Source organism: Enterobacter cloacae complex sp. 2024EL-00214 (genome assembly GCF_043945575.1).
Classification (GTDB): Bacteria; Pseudomonadota; Gammaproteobacteria; order Enterobacterales; family Enterobacteriaceae; genus Enterobacter; species Enterobacter cloacae_P.
On sequence record NZ_JBIMRC010000001.1, the window covers coordinates 130303 to 156355 of the forward strand.

Genomic DNA, 26053 nt, shown 5'->3' on the forward strand with positions numbered 1-26053 from the left:
TCGATACTATCGCCTGTCAGATTTTGCTTAAGTAATCAAAAAAAGGGTGCTCAACGTGCTGTCCGCACAAATGGCAACAATTCATCCATTTTCTTTTCGACGGCTACAGCGCCCGCAGTAATGGCGGCCTCAGCCAGATGGAAATCAAGGGTTGCAATCTGCGGGCAATACGGCTGGATCAAAATATCCGGAGGGTCGCCTGCCATACGGTTGCGCTTCAGGCGGTTTTCAAGCACCTGAATGGAGGTGGTCATAATTTCGATCGCCGTCGGCGCGGTCACTGCGCGACGCGCTGCCACACGGCCAATTCGTCCACGTAAACGTTCATGCCATGCCAGTTTCTCACCGTCGGCATCATCACTTTGAAGATTGACTGGCATCAGGTCTTGCTGCATCAGGTGCGCATCGTGCTGCAAATCCACGGCGATCACGATATCGGCCCCCATCGCTCGCGTCAGGGAGATGGGAACGGGGTTCACCACCCCACCATCAACCAGCCAGTAGCCGTTATGCAGGACAGGGGCCATTAACCCCGGCATACTGCAGGAGGCGCGAACAGCGAGATGGATATCCCCTTCGGTAAGCCAAAGCTCACGTCCCGTACTCAGGTTTGTCGCGACGGCACCAAAAGGCATCTGACAATGACTGAAGTCATCAAGAGGCATAATCTGGCGGAACTGGTTAAACACGCGCTCACCGCGCAGTAACCCGCCACGCTGCCAGGAAAGATCCATCAGGCGCAGCACATCCCAGTAGCTGAAGGAGCGCACCCAGGTTTCAAGTTCCGGAAGCTTTCCGCAGGCGTATGCAGACCCGACCAGCGAACCAATAGAACACCCTGCAACAATATCGACGTCAATACCCATCTTGTTTAAGGCATTGATCACGCCGATATGTGACCACCCCCGGGCTGCACCTGAGCCCAGCGCCAGTCCAATTTTAACCTTTCTCATTAGCCCTGTTTTACTTCCCCTGGATTCCTGACATAGCGTCAACGCATCTGCTCAGTTAACATGGTGCTACCCGAAGCGTTTTACGCCCTTATTTTTGTTCCAGGAAGAGAATCGTGTCTCAACTCTGCCCTTGTGGTAGCGCTCTGGAGTATAGCCTATGTTGCCAGCGATATCTTTCTGGTGAACAGGTTGCACCAGACCCGTCACACCTTATGCGTTCGCGGTATACTGCTTTTGTGATCAAAGACGCAGACTACCTGATCAAAACCTGGCACCCATCCTGTCATGCCGCCAGTTTCAGGCAAGATATAGAAGCCGGATTTGCCAACACCCATTGGCTCGGGCTCACCGTCTATGAATTCGCAACAGACAGTGACCACAATGAAGGCTACGTCAGTTTTGTCGCCCGGTTTACCGAACAAAATAAACCAGGTGCCATTATCGAGCGTTCCCGGTTCTTAAAGGAAAGCGGGCAATGGTATTATATTGACGGAACGCGCCCTCAGTTTGGTCGTAATGATCCCTGCCCATGTGGTTCAGGTAAAAAATTTAAAAAGTGTTGCGGGCAGTAATGCCTGACAACCCAGATTTCGCAAATACATAAACAGGATTTCCCGGCGATGCAATCACTACAACGTAAAGTTCTGCGCACCATCTGTCCCGATCAAAAAGGGCTGATCGCACGAATTACCAACATTTGTTACAAACATGAACTGAATATCGTGCAGAACAACGAGTTCGTTGACCACCGTACCGGTCGCTTTTTCATGCGTACCGAACTGGAGGGGATTTTCAACGACACCACCCTGCTTGCCGACCTTGATAGCGCCCTGCCAGAAGGCTCCGTGCGCGAGTTAACACCCGCCGGCCGTCGTCGCATTGTGATTCTGGTGACGAAAGAAGCCCACTGTCTGGGCGATCTGCTGATGAAAGCGAACTACGGCGGCCTGGACGTCGAAATCGCCGCTGTTATCGGCAACCACGAGACACTGCGTACGCTGGTCGAACGTTTTGATATTCCGTTTGAGCTGGTGAGCCATGAAGGTCATACCCGTGAAGAGCACGACGACCTGATGGCGCAGGCCATCGAAGCCCATAATCCGGACTACGTGGTACTGGCGAAATATATGCGCGTACTGACGCCGTCTTTCGTTTCACGTTTCCCGAACAAGATCATCAATATTCACCACTCATTCCTGCCAGCCTTTATTGGTGCACGCCCGTATCATCAGGCTTACGAGCGCGGCGTGAAGATCATCGGTGCAACCGCGCACTACGTGAATGACAATCTGGATGAAGGCCCAATCATCATGCAGGACGTGATTCATGTGGATCACACCTATACGGCGGAAGATATGATGCGTGCCGGACGTGATGTGGAGAAAAACGTCCTGAGCCGTGCGCTGTATCAGGTGCTGGCACAGCGCGTCTTTGTCTACGGCAACAGAACCATCATTCTTTAATCTTTCGGAAAATGAATTGATTAGCTTTGCGCCTTTACGGATAAAAAGCAGGCAAACAACTCAGTTTTCCTAAAGGAATACTTTACAGGGGCGTCTCATTTGATATGATGCGCCCCGCTTCCAACAGGAAGCAGGTAAGTCAAAAAGCATTACCCCGTGGTGGGGTTCCCGAGCGGCCAAAGGGAGCAGACTGTAAATCTGCCGTCATCGACTTCGAAGGTTCGAATCCTTCCCCCACCACCATTATTCACCACAGCGATGTGGTAACACCGATGTGGAAACGTGATGTTTGCACTTATCGGGAAGGGTGAGGAGCGAAGCGACGAATAATCCTTCCACCACCATCTCTCAGCATTACCTCAAAATTTGAATTACCCCTGGTGGGGTTCCCGAGCGGCCAAAGGGAGCAGACTGTAAATCTGCCGTCATCGACTTCGAAGGTTCGAATCCTTCCCCCACCACCATCATTTCCATAAAGCACAAATACTCAAATTAGCTCAGTTACCCTATGTTCTTCTGTTGCAGGGAAGGATGAGAAGCGTCGACTAAGGTTCGATTCGAGCGCAGCGAGAAAGCGTTGCCGCAGGCAACGACCCGAAGGGCGAGGCGCAACGCGCCGGGTCATCCTTCTCCCACCACCATCACTTCTGAATCAACCCAAACACAGACGACTACATCGGCGGTAACCGGCGCTTCACTGGTGAACTTTTCACAATCGACGTATTGCACTGGGCGTGCTCCGCCAGGCCATCCAGCAGTGTATCAAGCTGCTCTATCGACCGCACAACCAGCCTGATAACAAAACAATCTTCCCCGGTCACCTTATCGCTCTCAATACACTCCGGCATGGCCTGAATGTATTTATCCACCTTATGCAACAACCCCGGCAAAGGCCGCACGCGCACCAGCGCCTGCAACGTATACCCTAGCGCCCCCAGATTCACCCGCGCACCATAACCCTGAATTACGCCGCGCTCTTCCAGCCTTTTCAGACGCTCCGCCGTGCTGGGCGATGTCAATCCAATACGCCCGCTGAGCACCTTCAGCGACACGCGCGCATCCTCCACCAGGCAGGTTAAAATTTGCCGGTCGATATCATCGGGAAGGTATTCCATCGTTTTCACCTGATTTTAAAAAGCCATTAATGTATTTCACCTTATATCACCCCTGTAAAACCCGGCAGACTTTTTCGACAATAGCATCATTAATCAGGAGGTGGATGATGCGTGATCTGCAAAAAGGCGTATGGCAAATGAGCCTGGCGATGTTAATTTCCGGCTCTATCGGGGCGTTTGTTTTACTCTCCGGCCTGCCGGTGACCGAAGTGGTGTTCTGGCGCTGTTTTATCGGCGCTATCGCTCTTTTTATTTTTATCCAGATGAGTAACAAGCCATTCAGTCCGCTGACCCGAATCACGCTGCTGCTGGCCGTTCTCGGCGGTATTGCGTTAGTGGTGAACTGGCTACTGCTGTTCGCAGCCTACGAACGCATCTCGATTGGCCTTTCTACCGTGGTCTATAACACCCAACCGTTTATGCTGGTGATGATGGGGATGTTGTTAGGCGAACGCGTCAGCCTGGTAAAATGGGGCTGGCTGTTCCTCGCTTTCGGCGGCGTGGTCATTTTGCTTTCCAGCGAGTTAACTGGCGCGCACAGTGGCGAATGGTTCACCGGTATCGGTCTGGCGCTGGGAGCCGCCTTCTTCTACGCGCTGACAGCAATCATTACCCGCAAACTCAGGTCCATTGCGCCGCAGCATATCGCCTTTATCCAGGTGCTAACCGGCGTGGTGATGCTGCTGCCGCTGGCGCAGATACCTGCCTTCTCGGGCGACTTTACGTGGCCGATTTTATTAACGCTGGGCATTGTCCACACCGGCATCATGTACCAACTGCTGTACAGCGCCATTCAGAAACTCCCGACGCCAATCACGGGTTCCCTGTCATTCATTTATCCGGTGGTGGCAATCATTGTCGATAACCTGGTATTTGGACATTCGCTGAACATCACGCAACTGGCAGGTGGTGCGCTGATTCTGTTTGCGGCAGCAGGCAACAACCTGGGCTGGGGCGAAAAAAAACCCCGCGAGTGCGGGGTTGGGATCAAAACAACGAATTAGCGACGGGCACGAACAATCTGGTATTTGCGCGTCAGGTACTCGACTGGCGCGCTCCAGATATGAACCAGACGGGAGAACGGGAACAGCACAAACAGCGTCATCCCCAGCACCAGATGTACACGGAAGACAAATGCCACACCGTCGAGATGCTCAGAAGCACCGCCGTGGAAAGTCACCACCGACTGCGCCCAGCCGACCAGTTTCATCATTTCGCTGCCGTCCATATGCTGAGCAGAGAATGGGATCGTCAGCAGACCCAGCGTACACTGCACCATCAGCAGCGAGAGGATCAGGATATCTGCCCCGGTGGTAGTGGCACGTACGCGCGGGCTGAACAGACGGCGTTTCAGCAGCAGCAGCCCACCCACCAGCGTCATCACCCCACAGGCACCGCCCGCAATCATCGCCATCTTCTGCTTCACTTCGACTGGCAGCCAGGCTTCATACATCCAGTGCGGAGTCAGCATACCGAGGAAGTGACCGGCAAAAATCCCCAGGATCCCAATGTGGAACAGGTTGGACGCCAGGTTCATCCCTTTGCGATCCAGCATCTGGCTGGAGGCAGCACGCCAGGTGTACTGACCATAGTCATAACGCAGCCAGCTTCCCACCAGAAACACGGTGCCCGCGATATACGGGTAAATGTCAAAGAAGAACATATTCAGGAAGTGCATTAGTGCTGTCCTCCGTTAGAGATTTCCAAATATTGCGGGGCAACCGCTCCGGCAAAACGACGCTGGTGAGCTGAGATTTCAGATTCGCCACAGTTCTGGTCAGCCAGGAATTTCACCTGCTCTTCTTCCCAGACCGCATCCAGCGCTTGAGGCGTATCATCACGGGCTTCATCCGCGATTTTTTCCGCCACTTTCTCACTGTCGACAGCCGCTTTCGCCAGCTTCACCAGCAGGTCGAACAGCACCGCATAGCAACTTTCACGCTGCTTCAGGCGCGCACCGAGCAGAGCCAGAATCGGTGCGATGTCCTGCAGACCACCGAGCGCCTCTTCTTCAGGCAACTGGGCCAGATACTCCAGATAGAGTGGCAGATGATCCGGCAGCTCGCGGCTATCAAGCTGCAGACCGTGCTGCTCGTACTGTGCCATCAGGTCAACCATCGCCTGACCACGGTCGCGGGATTCGCCGTGAACGTGTTCAAACAGCAGCAGCGACGTCGCACGGCCACGGTCAAACAGCTGGCTGTAGTCAGCCTGTGCATCCAGAAGATCCCGCGCGAGCAGGTCGCGCAGGAAAGCGCTCAGTGACCGGGCATCTTCTTTATCCAGGTTTTCAGATGACGCGAGTGCATCAAAGAGTTCCTGTTGATGCTGCGCAAGCGCAGCATCCGGGTACTCGAGCAGACGCGAAACAATGACGAGTTCAATCATTGGTGCGGCTCCGTTTTGCTGGTCACATCCAGGGCGTCGATGCGTCGGCTGTTGAACAGGTTGAATTTGGTATCTGAACCGTGGCAACCATCACCAAAGGTGAAGCCACAACCGCTTTTCTCCGGGAAGGCCTCGCGCGCCTGCTCACGGTGGCTGCTCGGTACCACGAAGCGATCTTCATAGTTGGCAATCGCCAGATAGCGGTACATTTCTTGCGCCTGCGCTTCAGTCAGACCGACCTCTTCCAGCGCACGGGTGTCGTTAACGCCATCAACGGTTTCCGCACGTTTAAAGTGACGCATTGCCAGCATACGTTTCAGCGCCAGCAGCACTGGCTGGGTGTCGCCAGCGGTCAGCAGATTCGCCAGGTACTGAACCGGAATACGCAGGCTTTCTACGTCTGGCAGAATACCGTTGCTGCCCAGTTCACCCGCGTCAGCAGCAGACTGAATCGGAGACAGAGGCGGCACGTACCAGACCATCGGCAGCGTGCGGTACTCCGGGTGCAACGGCAGAGCGAGCTTCCAGTCCATCGCCATTTTGTACACCGGAGACTGTTGTGCCGCGTCGATCACGCTCTGCGGGACACCGTCTTTCAGCGCCTGCTCAATCACTTTCGGATCGTTCGGATCGAGGAACACGTCCAGCTGACGCTGGTACAGATCTTTCTCGTTCTCGGTGCTGGCCGCATTTTCAATTGCATCAGCATCGTACAGCAGCACCCCGAGGTAACGGATACGGCCTACGCAGCTCTCGGAACATACGGTTGGCATACCCGCTTCGATACGCGGATAACAGAAGATGCACTTCTCTGACTTACCGCTCTTCCAGTTGAAGTAGATCTTTTTATACGGGCAACCGGTGATGCACATGCGCCAGCCACGACACTTGTCCTGGTCAATCAGTACGATACCGTCTTCTTCACGCTTGTAGATAGCTCCGCTCGGGCAGGTTGCTACACACGCCGGGTTCAGGCAGTGCTCGCACAGGCGCGGCAAATACATCATGAAGGTGTTCTCGAACTGACCGTACATGGCTTTCTGCATGTTTTCGAAGTTCTGATCTTTGGCGCGTTTTTCGAACTCGCCGCCCAGAATTTCTTCCCAGTTCGGCCCGCTGGTGATTTTGTCCATGCGCTGACCGGTGATCAGTGAGCGTGGACGGGCAATCGGCTGGTGTTTACTTTCCGGCGCGTTGTGCAGATTCTGGTAGTCGTAATCAAACGGCTCGTAGTAATCGTCAATACCCGGCAGATGTGGGTTGGCGAAGATTTTACCCAGCAGCATTGCACGGTTACCCATGCGCGGTTGCAGTTTACCGTTGATCTTGCGGACCCAGCCGCCCTTCCATTTTTCCTGATTTTCCCAGTCGGTCGGGAAGCCAGTGCCTGGTTTACTTTCTACGTTGTTAAACCAGGCGTATTCCATACCTTCACGGCTGGTCCAGACGTTTTTACAGGTGACTGAGCAGGTATGACAGCCGATGCATTTATCCAGATTCAGCACCATGCCGACTTGTGAACGAATTTTCATTTTACGCTCTCCTGTACCTGGTCATTACCTTCGCCGTCTAACCAGTTAATATTCTTCATCTTACGAACCACCACAAACTCATCGCGGTTTGACCCTACGGTGCCGTAGTAGTTAAAGCCGTAGGCCAGCTGCGCATAACCGCCGATCATGTGGGTCGGTTTTGGCGTAATACGGGTCACGGAGTTGTGAATACCGCCACGCTGCTCGGTGATTTCTGAACCCGGCAGGTTAACGATACGTTCCTGCGCGTGGTACATCATGGTCATCCCGGCGGGTACACGCTGGCTCACTACCGCACGGGCCGTCAACGCACCGTTGCTGTTGAACACTTCGATCCAGTCGTTATCTTCAATACCCAGATCTTTGGCATCCGCTTCGCTCATCCACACAATCGGGCCACCACGGGACAACGTCAGCATCAGCAGGTTGTCGCTGTAGGTGGAGTGGATCCCCCACTTCTGGTGCGGTGTCAGGAAGTTCAGCGCTTTTTCCGGATTACCGTTGGATTTCTTGCCCATCACCCCTTTCACTGAGCGGGTATCGATTGGCGGACGGTAAACCAGCAGGCTTTCCCCGAAATCACGCATCCACTGGTGATCCTGATACAGCGACTGACGACCGGACAGGGTACGCCAGGGGATCAGCTCGTGAACGTTGGTATAACCGGCGTTATAAGACACGTGCTCATCTTCCAGGCCTGACCAGGTTGGGCTGGAGATAATTTTGCGCGGCTGAGCCTGAATATCGCGGAAGCGTATTTTCTCTTCCTCTTTATTCGTTGCCAGGTGCGTGTGATCACGCCCGGTAAACTCACTCAGCGCCGCCCATGCTTTCACGGCCACGTGACCGTTGGTTTCTGGTGCCAGGGTCAGGATCATCTCTGCAGCATCAATTGCGGTGTTCAGCATTGGCTGGCCTTTCGCCGGGCCATCTGCTTTGGTGTAATTGAGCTTACGCAGCAGATCCATTTCGCTCTGGGTATTCCAGGCGATGCCTTTACCGCCGTTACCGATTTTCTCCATCAGCGGGCCGATAGAGGTAAAGCGCTCGTATGTCGCCGGATAATCACGTTCAACCGCAATAATGTGCGGTGCCGTCACACCCGGGATCAGGTCACATTCGCCTTTTTTCCAGTCTTTCACGTCCAGTGGCTGCGCCAGTTCGGCAGCGGAGTCATGCTGAATTGGCAGGGTAACCACGTCCGTTTCTTTACCCAGATGGCCCACGCAGACTTCGGAGAATACCTTCGCGATATCTTTGTAGATTTCCCAGTCGCTTTTCGATTCCCACGCCGGGTCAACGGCGGCAGACAGCGGATGAATAAACGGATGCATATCCGAGGTATTCATGTCGTCTTTTTCATACCAGGTGGCGGTTGGCAGCACGATGTCGGAATACAGACAGGTGCTGGACAGACGGAAGTCCAGCGTCACCACCAGATCCAGTTTCCCGTCCAGGCCGTTGTCCTGCCATTCCACTTCTTCCGGCTTCACGCCGCCCTGCTTGCCAAGATCTTTACCCTGAATACCGTTTTCAGTACCGAGCAGATACTTCAGCATGTACTCGTGGCCCTTACCGGATGAGCCCAGCAAGTTGGAGCGCCAGATAAAGAGGTTACGCGGGTGGTTTTTACCGTTTTCTGGCTGCTCAGCCGCAAAACGAATGGAACCGTCCTTCAGGGATTTCACGGTGTAATCCGCCGGGGTCATACCGGCTTTCTTCGCTTCTTCCGCGATGCGCAGCGGGTTAGTGCCCAGCTGTGGTGCAGACGGCAGCCAGCCCATACGTTCAGCGCGAACGTTAAAGTCAAGCAGGTGGCCACTGTAGCGGGATTTATCCGCCATTGGTGATAATAATTCCTGCGCGGTAACCGTCTCGTAACGCCACTGGCTGGAGTGGTTATAGAAGTAAGACGTGCTGTTCATGTGACGCGCAGGACGCTGCCAGTCAAGAGCAAACGCCAGCGGCTGCCAGCCGGTCTGCGGACGCAGTTTTTCCTGGCCCACATAGTGTGCCCAGCCGCCGCCGCTCTGGCCTACACAACCGCAGAAGATAAGCATATTGATAAGACCGCGATAGTTCATATCGAGGTGATACCAGTGGTTCAGACCGGCACCGACGATGATCATCGAACGACCGTGCGTTTTATCGGCATTTTCCGCGAACTCGCGTGCGATGCGGGTGATCTGCGCGCGTGGAACACCGGTGATCTGCTCCGCCCAGGCCGGAGTGTACGCTTTCACGTCGTCATAACTGGTGGCACAGTTTTCATCATTCAGACCGCGATCCAGACCATAGTTGGCCATTGTCAGATCGTAAACGGTAGTCACCAGTGCGGTAGAGCCGTCGGCCAGCTGCAGGCGTTTCACCGGCAGCTTGTGCATCAGTACGTTTTGCAGTTCAACTTTATTAAAGTGTTCGGTACCATCGCCGCCAAAGTACGGGAAGCCAACGTCAGCGATATCGTCCTGGCTGCCCAGCATGCTCAGACACAGCTCGGTTTCCGCGCCGCTCGTACCGTCGCGTTGTTCCAGGTTCCATTTACCCTTTTCACCCCAGCGGAAACCGATAGAGCCGTTAGGCGCAACCAGTTCGCCGTTGCTGTTGCAGGCAACGGTTTTCCATTCCGGGTTATTTTCCTGGCCCAGTGCATCGACCAGGTCAGCAGCACGCAGCATACGGCCCGCGGCATAGTAGCCGTCGCGCTCTTCCAGCATCACCAGCATTGGCAGGTCGGTATAACGACGCACGTAATCAGTAAAGTACTGGCTTGGTTTGTCCAGGTGGAATTCACGCAGCATGACGTGGCCCATCGCCAGCGCCATTGCGGAGTCGGTGCCCTGTTTTGGTGCCAGCCACAGGTCACACAGTTTAGCGATTTCCGCATAGTCAGGTGTAATCGCAACGGTTTTGGTGCCTTTGTAGCGTACTTCAGTGAAGAAGTGAGCATCCGGGGTACGCGTCTGCGGAACGTTAGAGCCCCAGGCAAGGATGTAGCTGGAGTTATACCAGTCAGCGGACTCAGGCACGTCAGTCTGCTCGCCCCACGTCTGCGGAGAGGCCGGCGGCAGGTCACAGTACCAGTCGTAGAAGCTCAGGCAGGTACCACCAATCAGGGACAGATAGCGCGCGCCAGAAGCGTAAGAAACCATCGACATCGCCGGAATTGGCGAGAAGCCCGCCACGCGGTCAGGGCCGTAGGTTTTAACGGTGTAGACGTTAGAGGCCGCAATCAGCTCATTCACTTCTTTCCAGGAGGAACGGACAAAGCCGCCGCGCCCGCGGGCCTGTTTGAAGCTTTTGGCTTTGTCGGCATCTTCGATAATGGACGCCCAGGCATCAACCGGATCGCTGTAACGAACTTTCGCTTCACGCCACATTTTCATCAGGCGTTTGCGCATCAGAGGGTATTTCAGACGGTTAGCGCTGTAGAGATACCAGGAATAGCTTGCGCCACGCGGACAGCCACGCGGTTCGTGATTCGGCATATCCGGACGGGTGCGCGGATAATCAGTCTGCTGCATTTCCCAGGTTACCAGACCATTTTTAACGAAAATCTTCCAGCTACATGAGCCAGTGCAGTTTACGCCGTGGGTCGAACGAACCACTTTGTCATGTTGCCAGCGCTGGCGGTAACCGTCTTCCCAGTCCCGGTTGGTCTCCAGAACCTGGCCGTGCCCATCGGCAAAAGTTTCACCCTTCTGTTTGAAGTAGCGAAACCGGTCCAAAAATTTGCTCATCGGGTATCTCCTGTGTGGAGCCTGTGGCTCTCTAAATCGACATTGCTGATTTGCAGCGAAGGTAACGCCCTGAAAGAGAGGGAGAATTGATAACGATCAAGGGTGGAGGGGTCTGTTTTATGGAGGGTTACGCGAAATACCACCAAAGAAGTAGCGACTTTAATTTTCTAACCATCTGTTTTTAAATGAATTTAACAAACATCCATCACTATAGTTGTAAAAACCCACGACGATTAGTTATTAAGTGGTAGGTATTTTTGGGGGTTTAAGAACAGTGCATGAGTCTCATTTTTTATTTCATCGTCTAGAGTTCTTTTAAATATCCCAAATTCCCCACCCAGGATTTAATGATGAGTGAACCGTCCCCCCTTCATGTCCAGACATCTGACATAGAAATAGAAAATAAAGCTATCAACACGCGCCGAAAAGAGCTGGGTTTAAATGAAATCGATGACACGGGCACCGTGGGTCTGGCGCTGTCAGGGGGCGGAATTCGCAGTGCCACATTTTGTCTGGGTCTGGTGCGCGCGCTGGCCAAAAAAGGGCTGCTAAAAAAAATAGATTACCTGTCGACAGTCTCAGGTGGGGGATATTTAGGGGGCATGTTGGGACGTTTATATGCTTTACCGCCAACGAACCGCCCGGTAGAGCAATCACTTGCCAGTGATGACACCATTTTGCTTGCATGGCTACGAAACAATGGCCGGTATCTTACCCCTGCGGGGTTTCTCGACAAATCGCTGGCGATCACGCAAATTTTCCGCTCTTTCCTGGCGTCGTTATTTCTCCTGACATTAATGTGTCTGGTCGTGAGCGGTATTGCCATCAGCCTGAATACCCTGTTGGTCTTAGAGCCCAAAGCACTGGCAACGCCCCCCTGGCTTATCGCGCTCGCCATTCCAGTCTATTTCTCTGCAGCACTGTCGCTCTCTTACTGGATACTTGATGTAAACAAACCCAAAAAATCGCTAAAAATCGCGTTCACGATTACGACGCTTTGTTATGTGCTGTTCGCATGGATAACCCAATTACCCGGTTATTTTGTACAACCGTACATTCCGTTGATCGCCCTGCTCATTATCACGCTTATTAATATAAAATGCGTTAGCGCCCCACTGAAAATACTCAGTCCTGACCCTGGAACGCTCCGACAGCAACTCACCCGGGCGATGGCAAACTGCCTGTGGCTGGCAGGGGTAATCCTGTGTCTGTGGATTATTTATGGTCTGGGGTTGCTCTGGTCCAGAGGAATTTCAGTTTCAGATGCGCTGATCCCCCCCACACTTCTGGCGCTGTTAAAAGCCGTCTGGGAAGTGAATGGCGTAAAAAAATTACTCAGTAAAATGAAAAAAAGTGGCCCTCGTATCTCAATCAGTTTGACGCAAGGTGCCAACATTCTTGGCTACCTTTTGTTACTGTTTTCGCTGGTCACTGTATGTGCCGCAGAAATCCATATTCTCAGTTACACATCTCTTTTCCGTTATGCCTTGTACCCCTCACTGTTGGGTTTAGCAATCGTGGGTTTCCTCAGCTATCTCTGTAAACCGGAGCGAATAATCAAATTTCTGAATCTAAGCTCCCTGCATAACTTCTATCGTTCACGTATTGAGCGGGCGTGGCTGTCGGTTGCCAATGTGGGTTCTTCGCACAATAACCGTTTTAAGCAAAGCCCATTAATTGACTGGTTTGATCATAAGCCTGGTGATATCAAGAAAGTCACCGATGCGCTGCCAATGGATGACGTGCAATTCAAAGACTATCAGCCGCATAACAATCAGGGACCCATTCATCTCATCACCTGTTGTATTAACCAGACGGTAGACGACCGTTCAGGAAACTATAACGCCGACAGAAAAGGAATTGCGTTAACGGTCAGTTCATTTGGTTTTGAAACAGGAACGTCTTTTCCAAAGCCCTCTTCCGAACTGGAGAGTTCGACATTATCAAAATGGGTGGCAATCTCAGGGGCCGCAGCCGCAGCAGGAATGGGATCGCTGACATCTCCGGGGCTGGCATTAATCCTTTTTCTGATTGGCGGCCGGTTAGGCTACTGGGAAAAGAATCTCACCCCCAAAGCCAACAAATCGTCTTTAATTCCCGCCCTGTTCGCCGAAATGTTTGCCCAATTTCCCGGTAAAAACAGCGAATACTGGTATCTCTCGGATGGCGGGCATTTCGAAAATACAGGTGTTTATCCCCTCCTGAAACGTCGGGTTAAAACCATCGTCGTTGCCGACTGCGGCGCAGACCCCGAGTTTATCTTCGACGATCTGGAAAATCTGGTGCGTAAAGCGCGGATTGATTACGCCATTTCTATCGTGTTTACCCCCTCTCCTGGCCCTGAATTCAGCGCTGTTACAACATTAAAAAAAGGCGATATTACTCCTCCTCTCATTAAGGCAACCATTTTTTACCCGGCACAGGATGGCAAACCCGCCATGAAAGGGACATTGCTTGTCGTCAAACCCCACTTACTGGAAGGCATGGGGTTAGACACCGAGCGCTATGCAAAACGTCATAGCGATTTTCCACAGCAAACAACAGGGGATCAGTTCTTTGATGAGGAACAATGGGAAGCCTATCACCAGCTAGGTTTGCAGGCAGGTAAAGCAATTACAAAAGATATGTTGTCGTAGCAAAAAAAAGCGCGACCCGGAGGCCGCGCAAACGGATAATCAAACTTACTTGTTTTTCTTGGTATTACGGCCATATACCAGCCACGTAATCACGACGCAGGCGATATAGAAGACGAGGAACACTTTCATTGCCCCGGCCGGAGAACCGGTCAGATCCAGGGAGATACCGAACGCTTTCGGGATAAAGAAGCCGCCAATCGCGCCAATCGCCGAGATAAAGCCCAGCGCCGCCGCAGTATCGGTCGCAGCTTCACGCATTGCCTGCTCTTCACTTCCACCCTGCGCTTTCACGCGATCCATCGTCAGCTTACGGAAGATAACGGAGATCATCTGGAAGGTTGAAGCACTGCCCAGACCGGCCGCCAGGAACAGCACCATAAACACGCCGAAGAAGGCGATGAAGTTACCACCCTGTCCGCCTGTCGGCAGCGTCAGGAACAGCAGCGCACAGAAGACAGCCATCACCACAAAGTTCACGAGGGTGACGCGGGTCCCGCCCAGACGGTCAGACACCATCCCGCCCAGAGAACGCGCCAGCGCGCCGATAAATGGACCGAAGAACGCAAAATGCAGGATCTGTACTTCCGGGAACTGCGTTTTCGACAGCATGGCAAAGCCCGCCGAGAAACCGATAAACGAACCGAACGTTGCCAGATACAGTAGCGCCATCACCCACAGGTGACCGCGCTTCAGTACCGGCAACTGCTCGCTCAGCGACGCCTTCGACGCAGACAGGTCATTCATAAAGAACCAGGCTGCCAGAGTGAATACCACCAGGAACGGTACCCAAATCCAGGCCGCATTCTGCAGGTACAGGGAAGACCCATCCGCCTGCTCAACACCACCGCCACCAAAGGCCGCGAAGATGGAGACAGAGATCGCCAGCGGTGCAATCAGCTGCATCACGCTCACACCCATGTTCCCCAGACCGCCGTTAATACCCAGCGCACCGCCCTGCTTCGCTTTCGGGAAGAAGAAGCTGATGTTTGCCATGCTGGAAGCAAAGTTAGCACCGGCAAAACCGCACAGCAGGGAAATCATCACGAACACGCTAAACGGCGTGGAAGTATCCTGCACGGCGAAACCGAGCCACACGCAAGGCACGATCATGATACCGGTACTGAACGCCGTCCAGCGACGACCGCCAAAGACCGGCACCATAAATGCGTAAGGGACACGCAACAGTGCGCCTGACAGCGACGGCAGTGCGGTCAGCATAAACAACTGGTCGGTGGTAAAGGCAAAACCGACTTTCGGCAGGTTAACCGCCACGGCACTAAACAGCATCCATACGCAAAACGCTAACAATAAACACGGAACGGAAATCCACAAATTACGACTTGCTACACGATGGCCGCGCTGTTGCCAGAACGCCGGATCCTCCGGACGCCATTCTGTAATAACGGCACCATTTTCCCTTTCGGGAGCGGATGAGTGACTCATAGACACCTCTGATTCTCGAATGATGCTGCAAACATTAGGGTTTTAGGGCGGCGGTAAGTTGATATAAATCAAAGGAAAAGTGGGAGGATTTGCGGCGAAAAAAAAGCCATCACTCTTAGTGGGTAGACTTTGGTGGTAAAAAAGATGTGGTTTTTCACGGTACTGAAGCATCCCTGTGCATCCCTCCTCCTGACCATTACCCCACTGGCAATTTAGAGGTAATCCTTTATTGGTATGGGTATACTCCAGGGTATGCACGAGAATAGCGGTCATTCCTGCAAGCAGGCCACGTCAGGAGCCCGGCAACTCTATGTTAAAAAGATGTTTATCCCCGTTGACGCTGGTTAACCAGCTGGCGCTTATTGTCTTGCTGTCTACTGCTATCGGTGTGACTGGCATGGCTATCTCTGGCTGGCTGGTACAGGGGGTACAGGGTAATGCACATGCCATCAATGAGGCAGGTTCACTACGCATGCAGAGTTACCGTCTGCTGGCGTCGGTACCGTTGACGCAGGATGACCAGAAGCTGGTTGACGACATGGAGCGTACCGCATTCAGCCCGGCGCTGGAACAGGCCGCCATTCGCGCCGGACAAGAGTCTCAGCTTAAATCACTGCAGAACTACTGGCACACGCAACTGGAGCCAGGGTTAAAACAGGCAGCACGCGCCGACACCGTCGCCCAGGATGTTGCCGGATTCGTTTCACGCATTGATGCGCTGGTCTCCTCTTTTGATCAAGCTACTGAGCTACGCATTAACCGCGTGGTGATGGTTCACCGCGCGATGGCGCTGTTCATGGCGCTGCTGCTGATTTTCACCATCGTCTGGCTACGCGCGCGGCTGTTGAATCCGTGGAAACAGCTGCTGGCGATGGCGCGCGCCGTGACGGCAAGAGACTTTACGCAGCGTACCCATATCAGCGGGCGTAACGAAATGGCGATGCTGGGTCAGGCGCTCAATACCATGTCGGAAGAGCTGTCAGAAAGCTACGCGGTGCTGGAGCAACGGGTACAGGAAAAAACGGCCGGGCTTGAGCAGAAAAACGAAATCCTCTCGTTCCTGTGGCAGGCCAACCGACGTCTGCATATGCAGGTGCCGCTGTGCGAGCGGCTCTCTCCGGTACTGAACGGCCTGCAAAACCTGACGCTACTCCATGACCTGGAGCTGCGGGTCTACGACGTTGAAGATGAAGAAAATCATCAGGAATTTACCTGTCAGTCGGACATGTCCTGCGATGACAAAGGGTGTCACCTTTGCCCACGCGGTTTACCGCCTCTGACCACCAGCGGCACAACGCTTAAGTGGCGGCTGACAGACAGCCACACGCAGTACGGTATTTTACTCGCAACGCTACCTGCGGGACGCCACCTCAGCCACGACCAACAGCAGCTGGTAGATACTCTGGTGGAGCAGTTAACGGCCACGCTGGCGCTCGACAGGCATCAGGAAAAACAGCAGCAGTTGATCGTCATGGAAGAACGCGCCACCATCGCCCGTGAGCTTCACGACTCCATTGCCCAGTCGCTCTCCTGTATGAAAATGCAGGTGAGCTGCCTGCAGATGCAGGATGCGGGCATGCCGGAAAGCAGCAAACAGTTACTGAGCCAGATCCGCAACGAGCTGAATACCTCCTGGATACAACTTCGCGAGCTGTTGACCACTTTCCGCCTGCAGCTGACCGAACCGGGCCTGCGTCCCGCGCTGGAGTCCAGCTGTCAAGAGTTTAGCGCCCGACTGGGGTTCCCGGTGAAGCTGGATTACCAGCTCCCCCCGCGTTTCGTCCCTTCCCATCAGGCCATCCATTTATTGCAGATCGCCCGCGAAGCCCTGAGCAACGTGCTCAAACATTCCGGCGCGACGGCGGTAACGGTAACCGTCAGCCAGCACACGAATCAGGTGAAGCTCACGGTTCAGGACAACGGCTGCGGCGTGCCGGAAAATGCCGAAAGAACTAACCACTATGGTTTAATTATCATGCGAGACCGCGCGCAAAGCCTGCGCGGCGATTGCCAGGTTCGTCGGAGAGAGCCCGGTGGCACTGAAGTCGTGGTCACCTTTATTCCCGAAAAACCGCTTACAACTGCTCAAGGAGAAAACCATGACTAATCAGGAACCGGCATCCATCCTGTTGATCGACGACCATCCGATGCTGCGTACTGGCGTAAAACAGCTGGTCAGCATGGCACCCGATATCACCGTGGTTGGCGAAGCCAGCAATGGCGAACAGGGTATTGAGCTTGCCGAATCCCTCGATCCCGATCTGATCTTACTCGATCTGAATATGCCCGGCATGAACGGTCTGGAAACCCTCGACAAGCTGCGGGAAAAATCACTTTCTGGCCGCGTGGTGGTCTTTAGCGTCTCGAACCACGAAGAAGATGTCGTCACGGCACTGAAGCGCGGCGCAGACGGCTATCTGCTAAAAGATATGGAGCCAGAAGATCTGCTCAAGGCGTTACAACAGGCTGCCGCCGGAGAGATGGTACTGAGCGAAGCATTAACGCCAGTGCTGGCCGCCAGCCTGCGGGCAAACCGTGCCACCTCTGACCGTGACGTCAGCCAGTTAACACCGCGCGAGCGCGATATTCTGAAGCTGATTGCCCAGGGCCTGCCGAACAAAATGATCGCCCGTCGCCTGGATATCACCGAAAGCACGGTCAAAGTGCATGTCAAACACATGCTGAAGAAAATGAAGTTAAAATCCCGCGTCGAAGCCGCCGTGTGGGTACATCAGGAACGTATTTTCTGATGTCACTCCTCCGGCAGCAGCTTCCACCGGGGATCGTCATTCGGTAATGCGATAAGCGGCTGCACCACCGTTAGCGTGATCTCATTGGAAGAGACACGCTGCCCATTTTCATCTTCCACTACCACTGACAGCCGCCAGCGGTTGCTTGCCCCCTCGCGGTCATCCCAGGCAGGCATAATGACGCTCCAGCCATCGCTTTTGGTACTGTTTGCCGGTGACGTCAGGCTCAGCGCCTGCGTATCCCCTTGCCAGTGAAGCTGACGAACACCGCGCGCGCTGCGTATCTGGAGCTTCAGCATTACGGTTTCACCCCCTTTCAGATCCCACGGCGGCGTTGCCAGATAAACCGACAGCGTTTTGCGCTGGCGAAACGCCATAACGGGTAAGCTATCCCGTTCCGGCGAATCATAGCGACTACCGCGAAGAGAGCGCGTGGTGGCAACTTCGCTGGCTGAAAGTTGTTTAAAGAGCGGTACGCCAAAGCGATAGTTGAGTTTTAGCCCGAGGATATTCTGGCTGACCCCACTCTCCCCCTGCTTATGTGTAGCCGTCAGGGTGACCAGCGGAACCGGGGTATAATTAAGCCCCAGATTGACCGCCATCGGGTTGTGATTGCCCGTTCCACTGTTAAACAGGTCGACGTTGTCACCAAAATACTGCTCAAGGCTGATGCTGGTGTTCAGGTGATGGAACCACGGTAGCCAGGCTTTGGCCGTTACGTCATATCCACGCGCCATCCGCTGCTCCTGAATGTCGGAATGCTCGCGCCAGCCAGAAAACGGTTGATAGTAGTTGGCCGATAAATGCAGGTTTTCACCCCACGCTTCCGCTCCCAACCCGGCACGCTGAAGGTTTTCATCCAGCAGGTTGTCGTAAAACGTGTTGTAACCCAGCAGCCAGTTTCCGGTTATCCAGCGCTGCCCGACCCCGGCATGACTCACCAGCCCGTCCGTTTGTTGCGTCAGGCCAAGCTGACTCCAGCTCAAATACCGGTTGTTGTCGCGCCAGGGAATAAACCAGCGTCCGCTGCTGCCGTTAAATTTGCCATTTTCATCGACCAGTAAATCCGCGCTGGCATTACCCCAGGGGGAGAGCCACGATTCAATCTGCTGGTTTACCTCCCCGCTCACCGCATCACGCACCTGACCAAATGCGAACTGACGCGCCTGCTCTCCGGTGTTCAAACCATTATCGGTCATACTGGCTTCGCCAAACGCTTTTACCATCTCCGCCAGGTGTTTTTCCCTTTCAGCCGAAGGGTGGGCAAGGCCGAGATCCGGTAAACCGTCGCCATTGTTATCAAAGGGGTTTTTCGCCTGTTGCATAAAAGCATCCGGCGCACCGTGAACGGCTCCGGCCAAAAAAAGGAGGAGTAAAAACAGGGGGCGAAAGCGGGACGATACAACCATCAACGTCGGAAATAAGAACCTGTGTTTATGAAAATACGCTTAATACATTAACGCGATCGGGAGTGAATTACAGCCTTAACGGAAATTTCAGGAATATCCTGAAACTGACTATCGGATGGTACTTCATGTGGCGTAAGCGCCACCCGACGCCTTTATCCCCTCGACCCAATCAATGTCTTCAGCTCCGGTACACACGATCCGCAGTTCGTGCCACAGCGCAATGTTGCCCCCAGTGCCGCAGCGGAATCACACCCTCCGGCAATCGCCTCACGTATTGCATTTTCACCCACGCTAAAGCAGCTGCAGATGATCCGCCCCGGATCCACGCGCGTCCCCGGGTTTTGCCCGTTCAGCAGCGCATGGCGTTCAGCAAGCTGCACGGGGGCGTTACGAAATGCCTCTTCTATAAACGTATGTGCCAGCGCCGGCAGTTCTGTACCTTCCCAGTAACCGAGCATCAGCTCACCCTGATGCCAGGCCAGTACGCTACTGCGTTCGCCGGTCTGGGCGATTTGCATCTGCCAGCCCCGGGCCGTGCAGTAGTTCATCACCCATTCCAGCAGCGGCTTATCACCTGCAATCGTCAGACGTGAGGCTTTGCGCCACCAGTAAACGGAAGACGGCAGTTCCGGCAGCGTGCGGGCGTAAAGTTCACCCTGCCAGCCGGGCTGCCAGGGCATGATCCTCACGGCCGTTTGTTTGCTTTCCGGCTGACCCGAGAGCGGATCGCAGCGCCCTTCCACCAGCGTATTCACTTTTCCCTGACGGGCGAAACACCCATTCCAGTGCATCGGCACAAACAACTCCCCCGCCCGCAGTCCATCGTGGATGCGAGCCCTGGCAACCATCACCCCGCGCGGTGAGCTGATCCGCGCCAGCTGCCCGTCGTGCAGTGCAAACCGCGTGGCATCGGTAGCACAAATATCGACAAACGGCTCGGCGATATGTTGCATCAGTCTGGCGACGTACCCCGTGCGGGTCATGGTGTGCCATTGATCGCGAATGCGCCCGGTGTTTAACAGCAGAGGATAAAGTGCATCCACGGTAGCGGCGTGTGACGTCGGCTCAACGGGCACAATCTGCCGGCGCGGAAAATCCCCTGCCGACCACTGGTATGGCTCCAGAGCATCCCATTCATCGCGGGTGAGCGCAGCAAGTTCGCGCAAGTTCAACGCCCGCTCGCCGTTATTTTCAAATGCCGTAAGCGCCGCATGTTCGCAAAAAATCTCCTGCGGATGTGTCCAGGCAAACGCCTCGCCGTAGCCCAGCTGTTTCGCCACCTGAGCGATGACCCACCAGTCCGGTTTTGCCTCTCCCGGCGCAGGCAGGAAGGCACGCTGGCGTGAAATACGCCGTTCAGAGTTGGTCACCGTGCCGTTTTTCTCTCCCCAGCCCAGTACCGGGAAACGGATATGGGCAAACCGGCTGGTATCGGTTTCCTCCATCACCTCAGACACCATCACCAGTGGACAGCTCGCCAGCGCCTGACACACCGCGTGACTGTCCGGCAGCGACACGGCCGGGTTGGTGCCCATAATCCACACCGCTTTCACCTCACCACGGGCAATGGCATCAAACAGCTCTACCGCCATCAGCCCTGGCGTTTGCGCCAGCCGCTCAGTTCCCCAGAAACGTGCCACTCGCGAGAGATCGTCCGGTTCAAAGTTCATGTGTGCCGCCAGCTGATTCGCCAGGCCGCCCACTTCCCGCCCTCCCATCGCATTTGGCTGTCCGGTCAGCGAAAACGGACCACAGCCCTGTTTAGCAAATTTTCCGCTGGCAAGATGGACGTTGATGATGGCATTACACTTGTCGCTGCCGCTGGAGGACTGGTTGATCCCCATCGTATAGAGCGTGATGGCGCGCGGAGCAGTGAGAAACCAGTCGTAAAAAGTGCCAATCTCTTCCGGCGACAGGCCACAAAACTCCGCCACGCGGGCCATCGGCCACGCGTCAGTGCCCTGGATAACGTTAAGCAAACCGACAAACAGCCCGGCGTCACTGCCGGGTGTGAGCGCCAGATGCAGGTCAGCGATATCGCAGGTGGCGGTTTTGCGTGGGTCGATCACCACCACTTTCATCTCCGGATTAGCCTGCCGCGCCTGTACCAGCCGCTGATACAACACCGGGTGCGTCCATGCCGCATTCGACCCGACCAGCACCACCAGATCGCTGTTTTCCACATCGTCATAGCTGCACGGTACAATGTCTTCACCAAAGGCTCGCTTATAGCCCACCACTGCCGACGACATGCAGAGCCGCGAGTTGGTATCAATATTCGCCGCGCCGATAAACCCTTTCATCAGCTTGTTGGCGGCGTAATAGTCCTCGGTTAACAGCTGGCCAGACGCGTAAAACGCCACGGCCTGCGGCCCCCAGGTGTCGATGACCTCCCGCAGTCGTTCGCCTGCCGTACTCAGCGCCTCTCCCCACTCCACCTGATGACCGTCGACAACGGGACGCAATAAGCGCCCCTGCAGCCCGGTGGTTTCACCCAACGCCGAACCTTTTACGCAAAGCCGACCGCTATTTGCGGGGTGGTTTTCATCTCCCCGCACAGCGATCTTATCGTCCTCGACTCTGGCGACCACACCACAGCCCACCCCGCAGTAAGGGCACGTTGTTCGGGTTTCATTCATGATGCCTCCGCCCGCATCACCAGCGCATCGTTACCGACCCACACCTTGCCGTTCTCTATTTTCACCGGCCAGGCGCGCACCGCCGGTTCACCATTGTCGATCTGGCAACCATCACGCAGGCGAATGCGCTGTTTGTAGAGCGGGGAGATCACCACCGGCTCTCCTCCCGCATCACCGAGAATGCCGCGTGAAAGCACGTTTGCGTTGCTGCCCGGCTCCAGATCGTCAAGGGCATAGACAGACTTGCCAAAACGGAACAGTGCGATGTGTTTGCGTCCCAGCCGTGCGCCAATCCCCGCCTGCTCCGGAATATCATCGATGCCACAAATTTCCTGCCAGCGCTTGCTGTCATCCGTCGTGGTGCCGTTCACTGCGGTACGGAACAGCGCCAGCCGGTTTGGATCGTTAAGCGTGGTTTGCCATTCGCACTGATATGTCTCCACCACCCGGGCCATCTCCTGCTCAAGTTCGTGGGCAATACCCAGGCTATCGTTGAGGATCACCTCACGCAGGTAGTCGAGTCCCCCTTCCAGGTTGTCCATCCAGGTGCTGGTGCGTTGCAGGCGATCCGCCGTGCGGGCATAGAACATCAGGAAACGATCGACGGTACGGATCAACGTTTCGTCATCCAGATCGCTGGCAAACAGATCCGCATGGCGCGGTTTCATGCCGCCGTTGCCGCACAGATAGAGGTTCCACCCCTTGTCCGTGGCAATAACGCCAACGTCTTTACTCTGCGCTTCGGCGCATTCACGGGTACAGCCGGACACCGCCATTTTGATTTTATGCGGAGAACGCAGGCCTTTATAACGATGCTCCAGCTTCACCGCGAGGCCGGTGGAATCCTGTACGCCGTAACGACACCAGGTCGAGCCGACGCAGGATTTCACCGTACGCAGCGACTTACCGTACGCATGCCCGGTTTCAAACCCGGCCTCCACCAGTGCCTGCCAGATCTCCGGCAGTTGGTCGAGCGTGGCACCAAACAGGTCAATACGCTGCCCACCGGTGATTTTGCTGTACAGGTTATAGCGTTTCGCGATCTGGCCGATGGCGATCAGCCCGTCGGCAGTCACTTCCCCCGCAGGCATGCGCGGCACAATGGAATAGGTTCCGTCCTTCTGGATATTGGCAAAATAGCGGTCGTTGGTGTCCTGCAGCGGCAGATGCGCCGGTTTGAGCAGATACTCATTCCAGCAGGACGCCAGCACCGACCCCACCAGCGGCTTACAAATTTCGCACCCGTGCCCCTGCCCGTAGCGGCTAATCAGTTGCTCAAAAGTGTGGATATGGTTGACGCGCACCAGGTGGTAAATCTCCTGGCGTGAGTACGGGAAGTGTTCACAGATATCTTTTTTCACCTCCACACCCTGCTCCGCAAGCTGGAATTCCATCACCTGTTTTACCAGCGCACTGCACCCCCCGCAGCCGGTTGCCGCTTTGGTACACTGCTTGATGGCCCCGATATCCGTCGCACCGGCACTCACTGCCTGGCAGATATCGCCTTTACTGACGTTATGGCAGGAGCAGATCTGCGCACTTTCCGGCAACGCCGCCACGCCGAGCACTTTTGGCGCACTGCCGGAGAGCGCGGGTAAAATCAGCGTTTCTGGCTCTTTTGGCAGACTGATACCGTTGAGCATCATCTGCACCAGTGTGGCGTATTCACTGGCATCGCCCACCAGCACACCGCCTAACAGGGTTTTGCTGTCATGGCTGACCACAATTTTTTTGTAGATTTGCTGTGGGCCGTGCGTCCACTGGTAGCTTAATGCGCCTGGCGTACGGCCATGCGCATCGCCAAACGAGGCCACATCCACCCCGAGCAGTTTCAGTTTGGTGCTCATATCGGCTCCGGCGAATGATTTCTCCTCACCCGCCAGGGCCGCGGCGGCAACGCGAGCCATCTGGTAGCCAGGCGCAACCAGACCAAAAATTTTGCCCTCCCAGAGCGCACACTCTCCGATGGCAAAGACGTCTTTATCGGAAGTCTGGCAGTGCGTATCAATGCAGATCCCGCCTCGCTCGCCAGTGAGCAGACCGCTGCTACGGGCCAGCGCATCCTGCGGACGAATCCCCGCTGAGAAGACCACCATATCGGTTTCCAGCTGCTCCCCCCCGGCAAAGCGTAATACCAGCCCGTCGTCCGTTGAGGCGATTTCGGTGGTGGCTTTACTGGTGTGAACCCCTACGCCCAGCGCCTCGATTTTTTTACGCAACATTGAAGCGCCATCGTTGTCGAGCTGCACCGCCATCAGGTTGGGGGCAAACTCCACCACATGCGTTTCCAGCCCCAGCTGCTTCAGAGCGTTTGCCGCTTCCAGCCCGAGCAGACCGCCGCCGATCACCACCCCACGACGGGCACCGTCAGCATGCGCAGCAATGTTGTCGAGATCGTCCAGCGTACGGTAGACAAAACAGCCCGGGAGATCGTTGCCCGGCACGGGGGGAACGAACGGATACGATCCGGTTGCCAGCACCAGTTTGTCCCAGTGGGTTTCATGCCCGCTGGCCGTGCGCACCACATGAGCCTCACGATCGATAGCAACCACCTGCTGCGACAGGCGCAGCTCAATGCCGTTATCAGCAAAGAAATCCCCGGCCACCAGCGAGAGTGATTCCGCGCTACGCCCGCCAAAATACTCAGACAGATGGACGCGGTCATAGGCGGCGTAACGTTCCTCGCCAAAAACGACAATCTGGTATTGCTGGTGCAAATTGCGGCTAACGCAATCTTCAAGAAAATGATGGCCGACCATACCGTGTCCAACCACCACCAGAGTAGGTTTTGTCATAGCTTTCTGTCCTGCAACCTGCGGTTGCGTTGTGAAACGATCGAACAGCCAGTCCGCGTGAGCAGGAGCTGCCGTTGCCAGTAAATCGGTAAAGGTTGCCGCGCTACGGCAATCCCCCATCAGCAGCACGCCAGCCAGCACGCCGCGATGGATCAATAAACGACGGTAGTGGCGCGTCAGTGGGTCCCATGAGCTCCAGACCACATCGTCGGGCTGCGCGGTGGCACGCCCGAGGCTGAACAACGCCATGCCGGTCACCTTGAGCCGCATCCCGCTGTCGTTGAGCGCAAAGGGTGCAGTCTTCTCCCCGGTCAGTCGGGCCGCGAGGATATCCGCCTGTGCCAGGCAAGGGGCGACGAGGCCAAACGTCTGGCCGTCAATTTCGCAGCATTCACCAATAGCGCTAATATTCGGTGCGGAGGTCTGCATCTGCGGATCCACCACAATGCCGCGCGCGCAGTGAACGCCGCTGGCTTTTGCCAGGGTGATGCGGGGCTGCACGCCGGTGGCGAGCACCACGCGCGTGGCGTGAAGCTGACGCCCGTTCAGCAATGTCACCGAATCGGCCGTCACGGCAGTGATGCCTGACGACAGTTCACAGCGAACACCGCGCTCCGCCAGCGCCTCTTCAAGCAGCACACCCGCCTGCTGATCCAGCTGTTGCTCCATCAACCACGCACCACGATGCACAATGGTGACGTTGTCACAAGTCAGGGCAAGCGCCGCTGCCGTTTCAACGCCCAGAACACCACCGCCCAACACCACTGCCGGACCTGACCTGTCGAGAATGGCGCGGGTATCCGCAAGCGTGCGAAAGGTCAACACGTGCGGCGCATCACCTCCGGGTATTGGCGGCACAACGGGTATTGACCCGGTGGCAAAGACCAGTTCATCCCACAACAGCGTCTGGCTTTGGGTGTGAACTGTCCGCGCCGCCACATCCACAGCAGTGACCTTTTCCCCTCTCAGCACCGTGACGCCGCGTTCGCGATACCAGTTGTCATCCTGCAGACGGATCGTTGCCGCCTGTTTTTCACCACCGAGAACCGGAGAGAGCTGAATACGGTTGTAAGCATGCTCCTGCTCTTCACCGATGACGGTGATGGCGAAACGACCGGGCGCACGTTCGGTCAGCGAGGCAATCAGCCGCGTTGCTGCCATTCCATTACCGATAATCACCAGTCGCATCG

The 26053-nt window shown here is 55.2% G+C and carries 16 protein-coding genes, 2 tRNA genes and 1 other RNA gene; 9 read left to right on the forward strand and 10 right to left on the reverse strand.

The genetic code is table 11. The features are described 5' to 3' along the window. Nucleotides 1–50: 50 nt before the first annotated feature. Nucleotides 51–953 carry a patatin-like phospholipase RssA gene (gene rssA, locus ACHHZ6_RS00640; protein ID WP_182919947.1) on the reverse strand — a complete coding sequence of 301 codons (903 nt, stop codon included), beginning with the start codon at nt 951–953 and terminating at the stop codon, nt 51–53. 113 nt (nt 954–1066) lie between these two features. Between rssA and ACHHZ6_RS00645 the strand changes: the two genes are divergently transcribed. From ACHHZ6_RS00645 to ACHHZ6_RS00665, 5 genes are all read left to right on the forward strand, one after another. Further along, nucleotides 1067–1525, forward strand: coding sequence for a YchJ family protein (locus ACHHZ6_RS00645; RefSeq protein WP_182271688.1), 459 nt, complete (start codon nt 1067–1069; stop codon nt 1523–1525). A 48-nt stretch (nt 1526–1573) separates the two neighbouring features. Then, the gene (purU, locus tag ACHHZ6_RS00650; RefSeq protein ID WP_010432980.1) at nt 1574–2416 is read left to right on the forward strand and encodes a formyltetrahydrofolate deformylase; all 843 of its coding nucleotides are present in this window, start codon (nt 1574–1576) and stop codon (nt 2414–2416) included. Nucleotides 2417–2574: 158 nt separating this feature from the next. Next, a tRNA-Tyr gene (locus tag ACHHZ6_RS00655) sits at nt 2575–2659 on the forward strand. Nucleotides 2660–2795: 136 nt separating this feature from the next. Continuing rightward, nucleotides 2796–2880, forward strand: a tRNA-Tyr gene (locus ACHHZ6_RS00660). Between the two features lie 46 nt (nt 2881–2926). Beyond that, a non-coding RNA gene (locus ACHHZ6_RS00665) (RtT sRNA) lies at nt 2927–3057 on the forward strand. A 30-nt stretch (nt 3058–3087) separates the two neighbouring features. Here ACHHZ6_RS00665 and ACHHZ6_RS00670 read toward each other — a convergent pair. Beyond that, on the reverse strand, nt 3088–3531 hold the full coding sequence (locus ACHHZ6_RS00670) for an Lrp/AsnC family transcriptional regulator (protein WP_182271689.1): 444 nt from the start codon (nt 3529–3531) through the stop codon (nt 3088–3090). Nucleotides 3532–3638: 107 nt separating this feature from the next. On the opposite strand from ACHHZ6_RS00670, the gene ACHHZ6_RS00675 reads away from it, so the two are divergent. After that, a complete protein-coding gene (locus tag ACHHZ6_RS00675; protein ID WP_395121668.1) occupies nt 3639–4535 on the forward strand; it encodes a DMT family transporter in 897 nt (298 codons plus the stop codon). Here ACHHZ6_RS00675 and narI read toward each other — a convergent pair. From narI to ACHHZ6_RS00695, 4 genes are read right to left on the reverse strand one after another with little or no spacing between them, the layout of a single operon-like run. Further along, nucleotides 4532–5209, reverse strand: a complete 678-nt coding sequence (narI, locus tag ACHHZ6_RS00680) for a respiratory nitrate reductase subunit gamma (protein ID WP_395121528.1) — start codon at nt 5207–5209, stop codon at nt 4532–4534. The genes ACHHZ6_RS00675 and narI overlap by 4 nt on opposite strands. After that, nucleotides 5209–5919, reverse strand: a complete 711-nt coding sequence (narJ, locus tag ACHHZ6_RS00685; RefSeq protein ID WP_182919945.1) for a nitrate reductase molybdenum cofactor assembly chaperone — start codon at nt 5917–5919, stop codon at nt 5209–5211. Before narJ ends, narI begins: the two co-directional genes overlap by 1 nt. After that, on the reverse strand, nt 5916–7451 hold the full coding sequence (gene narH, locus ACHHZ6_RS00690) for a nitrate reductase subunit beta (RefSeq protein ID WP_182271692.1): 1536 nt from the start codon (nt 7449–7451) through the stop codon (nt 5916–5918). The genes narJ and narH overlap by 4 nt, the downstream gene beginning before the upstream one ends. Then, a complete protein-coding gene (locus ACHHZ6_RS00695; protein WP_182271693.1) occupies nt 7448–11191 on the reverse strand; it encodes a nitrate reductase subunit alpha in 3744 nt (1247 codons plus the stop codon). Before ACHHZ6_RS00695 ends, narH begins: the two co-directional genes overlap by 4 nt. A gap of 347 nt (nt 11192–11538) precedes the next feature. Here ACHHZ6_RS00695 and ACHHZ6_RS00700 point away from each other — a divergent pair, with 347 nt between their 5' ends. Next, nucleotides 11539–13827 carry a patatin-like phospholipase family protein gene (locus tag ACHHZ6_RS00700; protein ID WP_182271694.1) on the forward strand — a complete coding sequence of 763 codons (2289 nt, stop codon included), beginning with the start codon at nt 11539–11541 and terminating at the stop codon, nt 13825–13827. A 45-nt stretch (nt 13828–13872) separates the two neighbouring features. On the opposite strand, the gene ACHHZ6_RS00705 is transcribed toward ACHHZ6_RS00700, so the two are convergent. Continuing rightward, nucleotides 13873–15270 carry a NarK family nitrate/nitrite MFS transporter gene (locus tag ACHHZ6_RS00705; protein ID WP_182271695.1) on the reverse strand — a complete coding sequence of 466 codons (1398 nt, stop codon included), beginning with the start codon at nt 15268–15270 and terminating at the stop codon, nt 13873–13875. 310 nt (nt 15271–15580) lie between these two features. Between ACHHZ6_RS00705 and narX the strand changes: the two genes are divergently transcribed. After that, a complete protein-coding gene (narX, locus tag ACHHZ6_RS00710) occupies nt 15581–17377 on the forward strand; it encodes a nitrate/nitrite two-component system sensor histidine kinase NarX (protein ID WP_182271696.1) in 1797 nt (598 codons plus the stop codon). Further along, nucleotides 17370–18020, forward strand: a complete 651-nt coding sequence (narL, locus tag ACHHZ6_RS00715) for a two-component system response regulator NarL (protein ID WP_003856701.1) — start codon at nt 17370–17372, stop codon at nt 18018–18020. Before narX ends, narL begins: the two co-directional genes overlap by 8 nt. Nucleotides 18021–18022: 2 nt before the next feature. Here narL and ACHHZ6_RS00720 read toward each other — a convergent pair whose 3' ends face one another. From ACHHZ6_RS00720 to nirB, 3 genes are all read right to left on the reverse strand, one after another. Further along, on the reverse strand, nt 18023–19429 hold the full coding sequence (locus ACHHZ6_RS00720; protein ID WP_182274526.1) for a YchO/YchP family invasin: 1407 nt from the start codon (nt 19427–19429) through the stop codon (nt 18023–18025). A gap of 152 nt (nt 19430–19581) precedes the next feature. Then, nucleotides 19582–22068, reverse strand: a complete 2487-nt coding sequence (locus tag ACHHZ6_RS00725) for a molybdopterin-dependent oxidoreductase (RefSeq protein WP_395121534.1) — start codon at nt 22066–22068, stop codon at nt 19582–19584. After that, nucleotides 22065–26051, reverse strand: a complete 3987-nt coding sequence (gene nirB / locus ACHHZ6_RS00730) for a nitrite reductase large subunit NirB (RefSeq protein WP_395121536.1) — start codon at nt 26049–26051, stop codon at nt 22065–22067. Before nirB ends, ACHHZ6_RS00725 begins: the two co-directional genes overlap by 4 nt. Nucleotides 26052–26053: the final 2 nt, after the last annotated feature.

Excerpts from the sequence above, each read along its gene's own strand:
- ACHHZ6_RS00695 (WP_182271693.1), bottom strand. The coding sequence starts at position 11,191 with ATGAGCAAATTTTTGGACCGGTTTCGCTACTTCAAACAGAAGGGTGAA.
- purU (WP_010432980.1), top strand. The coding sequence starts at position 1,574 with ATGCAATCACTACAACGTAAAGTTCTGCGCACCATCTGTCCCGATCAA.
- narI (WP_395121528.1), bottom strand. The coding sequence starts at position 5,209 with ATGCACTTCCTGAATATGTTCTTCTTTGACATTTACCCGTATATCGCG.
- ACHHZ6_RS00700 (WP_182271694.1), top strand. The coding sequence starts at position 11,539 with ATGATGAGTGAACCGTCCCCCCTTCATGTCCAGACATCTGACATAGAA.
- rssA (WP_182919947.1), bottom strand. The coding sequence starts at position 953 with ATGAGAAAGGTTAAAATTGGACTGGCGCTGGGCTCAGGTGCAGCCCGG.
- ACHHZ6_RS00725 (WP_395121534.1), bottom strand. The coding sequence starts at position 22,068 with ATGAATGAAACCCGAACAACGTGCCCTTACTGCGGGGTGGGCTGTGGT.
- nirB (WP_395121536.1), bottom strand. The coding sequence starts at position 26,051 with ATGCGACTGGTGATTATCGGTAATGGAATGGCAGCAACGCGGCTGATT.
- narX (WP_182271696.1), top strand. The coding sequence starts at position 15,581 with ATGTTAAAAAGATGTTTATCCCCGTTGACGCTGGTTAACCAGCTGGCG.
- ACHHZ6_RS00670 (WP_182271689.1), bottom strand. The coding sequence starts at position 3,531 with ATGGAATACCTTCCCGATGATATCGACCGGCAAATTTTAACCTGCCTG.
- narH (WP_182271692.1), bottom strand. The coding sequence starts at position 7,451 with ATGAAAATTCGTTCACAAGTCGGCATGGTGCTGAATCTGGATAAATGC.
- ACHHZ6_RS00675 (WP_395121668.1), top strand. The coding sequence starts at position 3,639 with ATGCGTGATCTGCAAAAAGGCGTATGGCAAATGAGCCTGGCGATGTTA.
- narJ (WP_182919945.1), bottom strand. The coding sequence starts at position 5,919 with ATGATTGAACTCGTCATTGTTTCGCGTCTGCTCGAGTACCCGGATGCT.
- narL (WP_003856701.1), top strand. The coding sequence starts at position 17,370 with ATGACTAATCAGGAACCGGCATCCATCCTGTTGATCGACGACCATCCG.
- ACHHZ6_RS00705 (WP_182271695.1), bottom strand. The coding sequence starts at position 15,270 with ATGAGTCACTCATCCGCTCCCGAAAGGGAAAATGGTGCCGTTATTACA.
- ACHHZ6_RS00720 (WP_182274526.1), bottom strand. The coding sequence starts at position 19,429 with ATGGTTGTATCGTCCCGCTTTCGCCCCCTGTTTTTACTCCTCCTTTTT.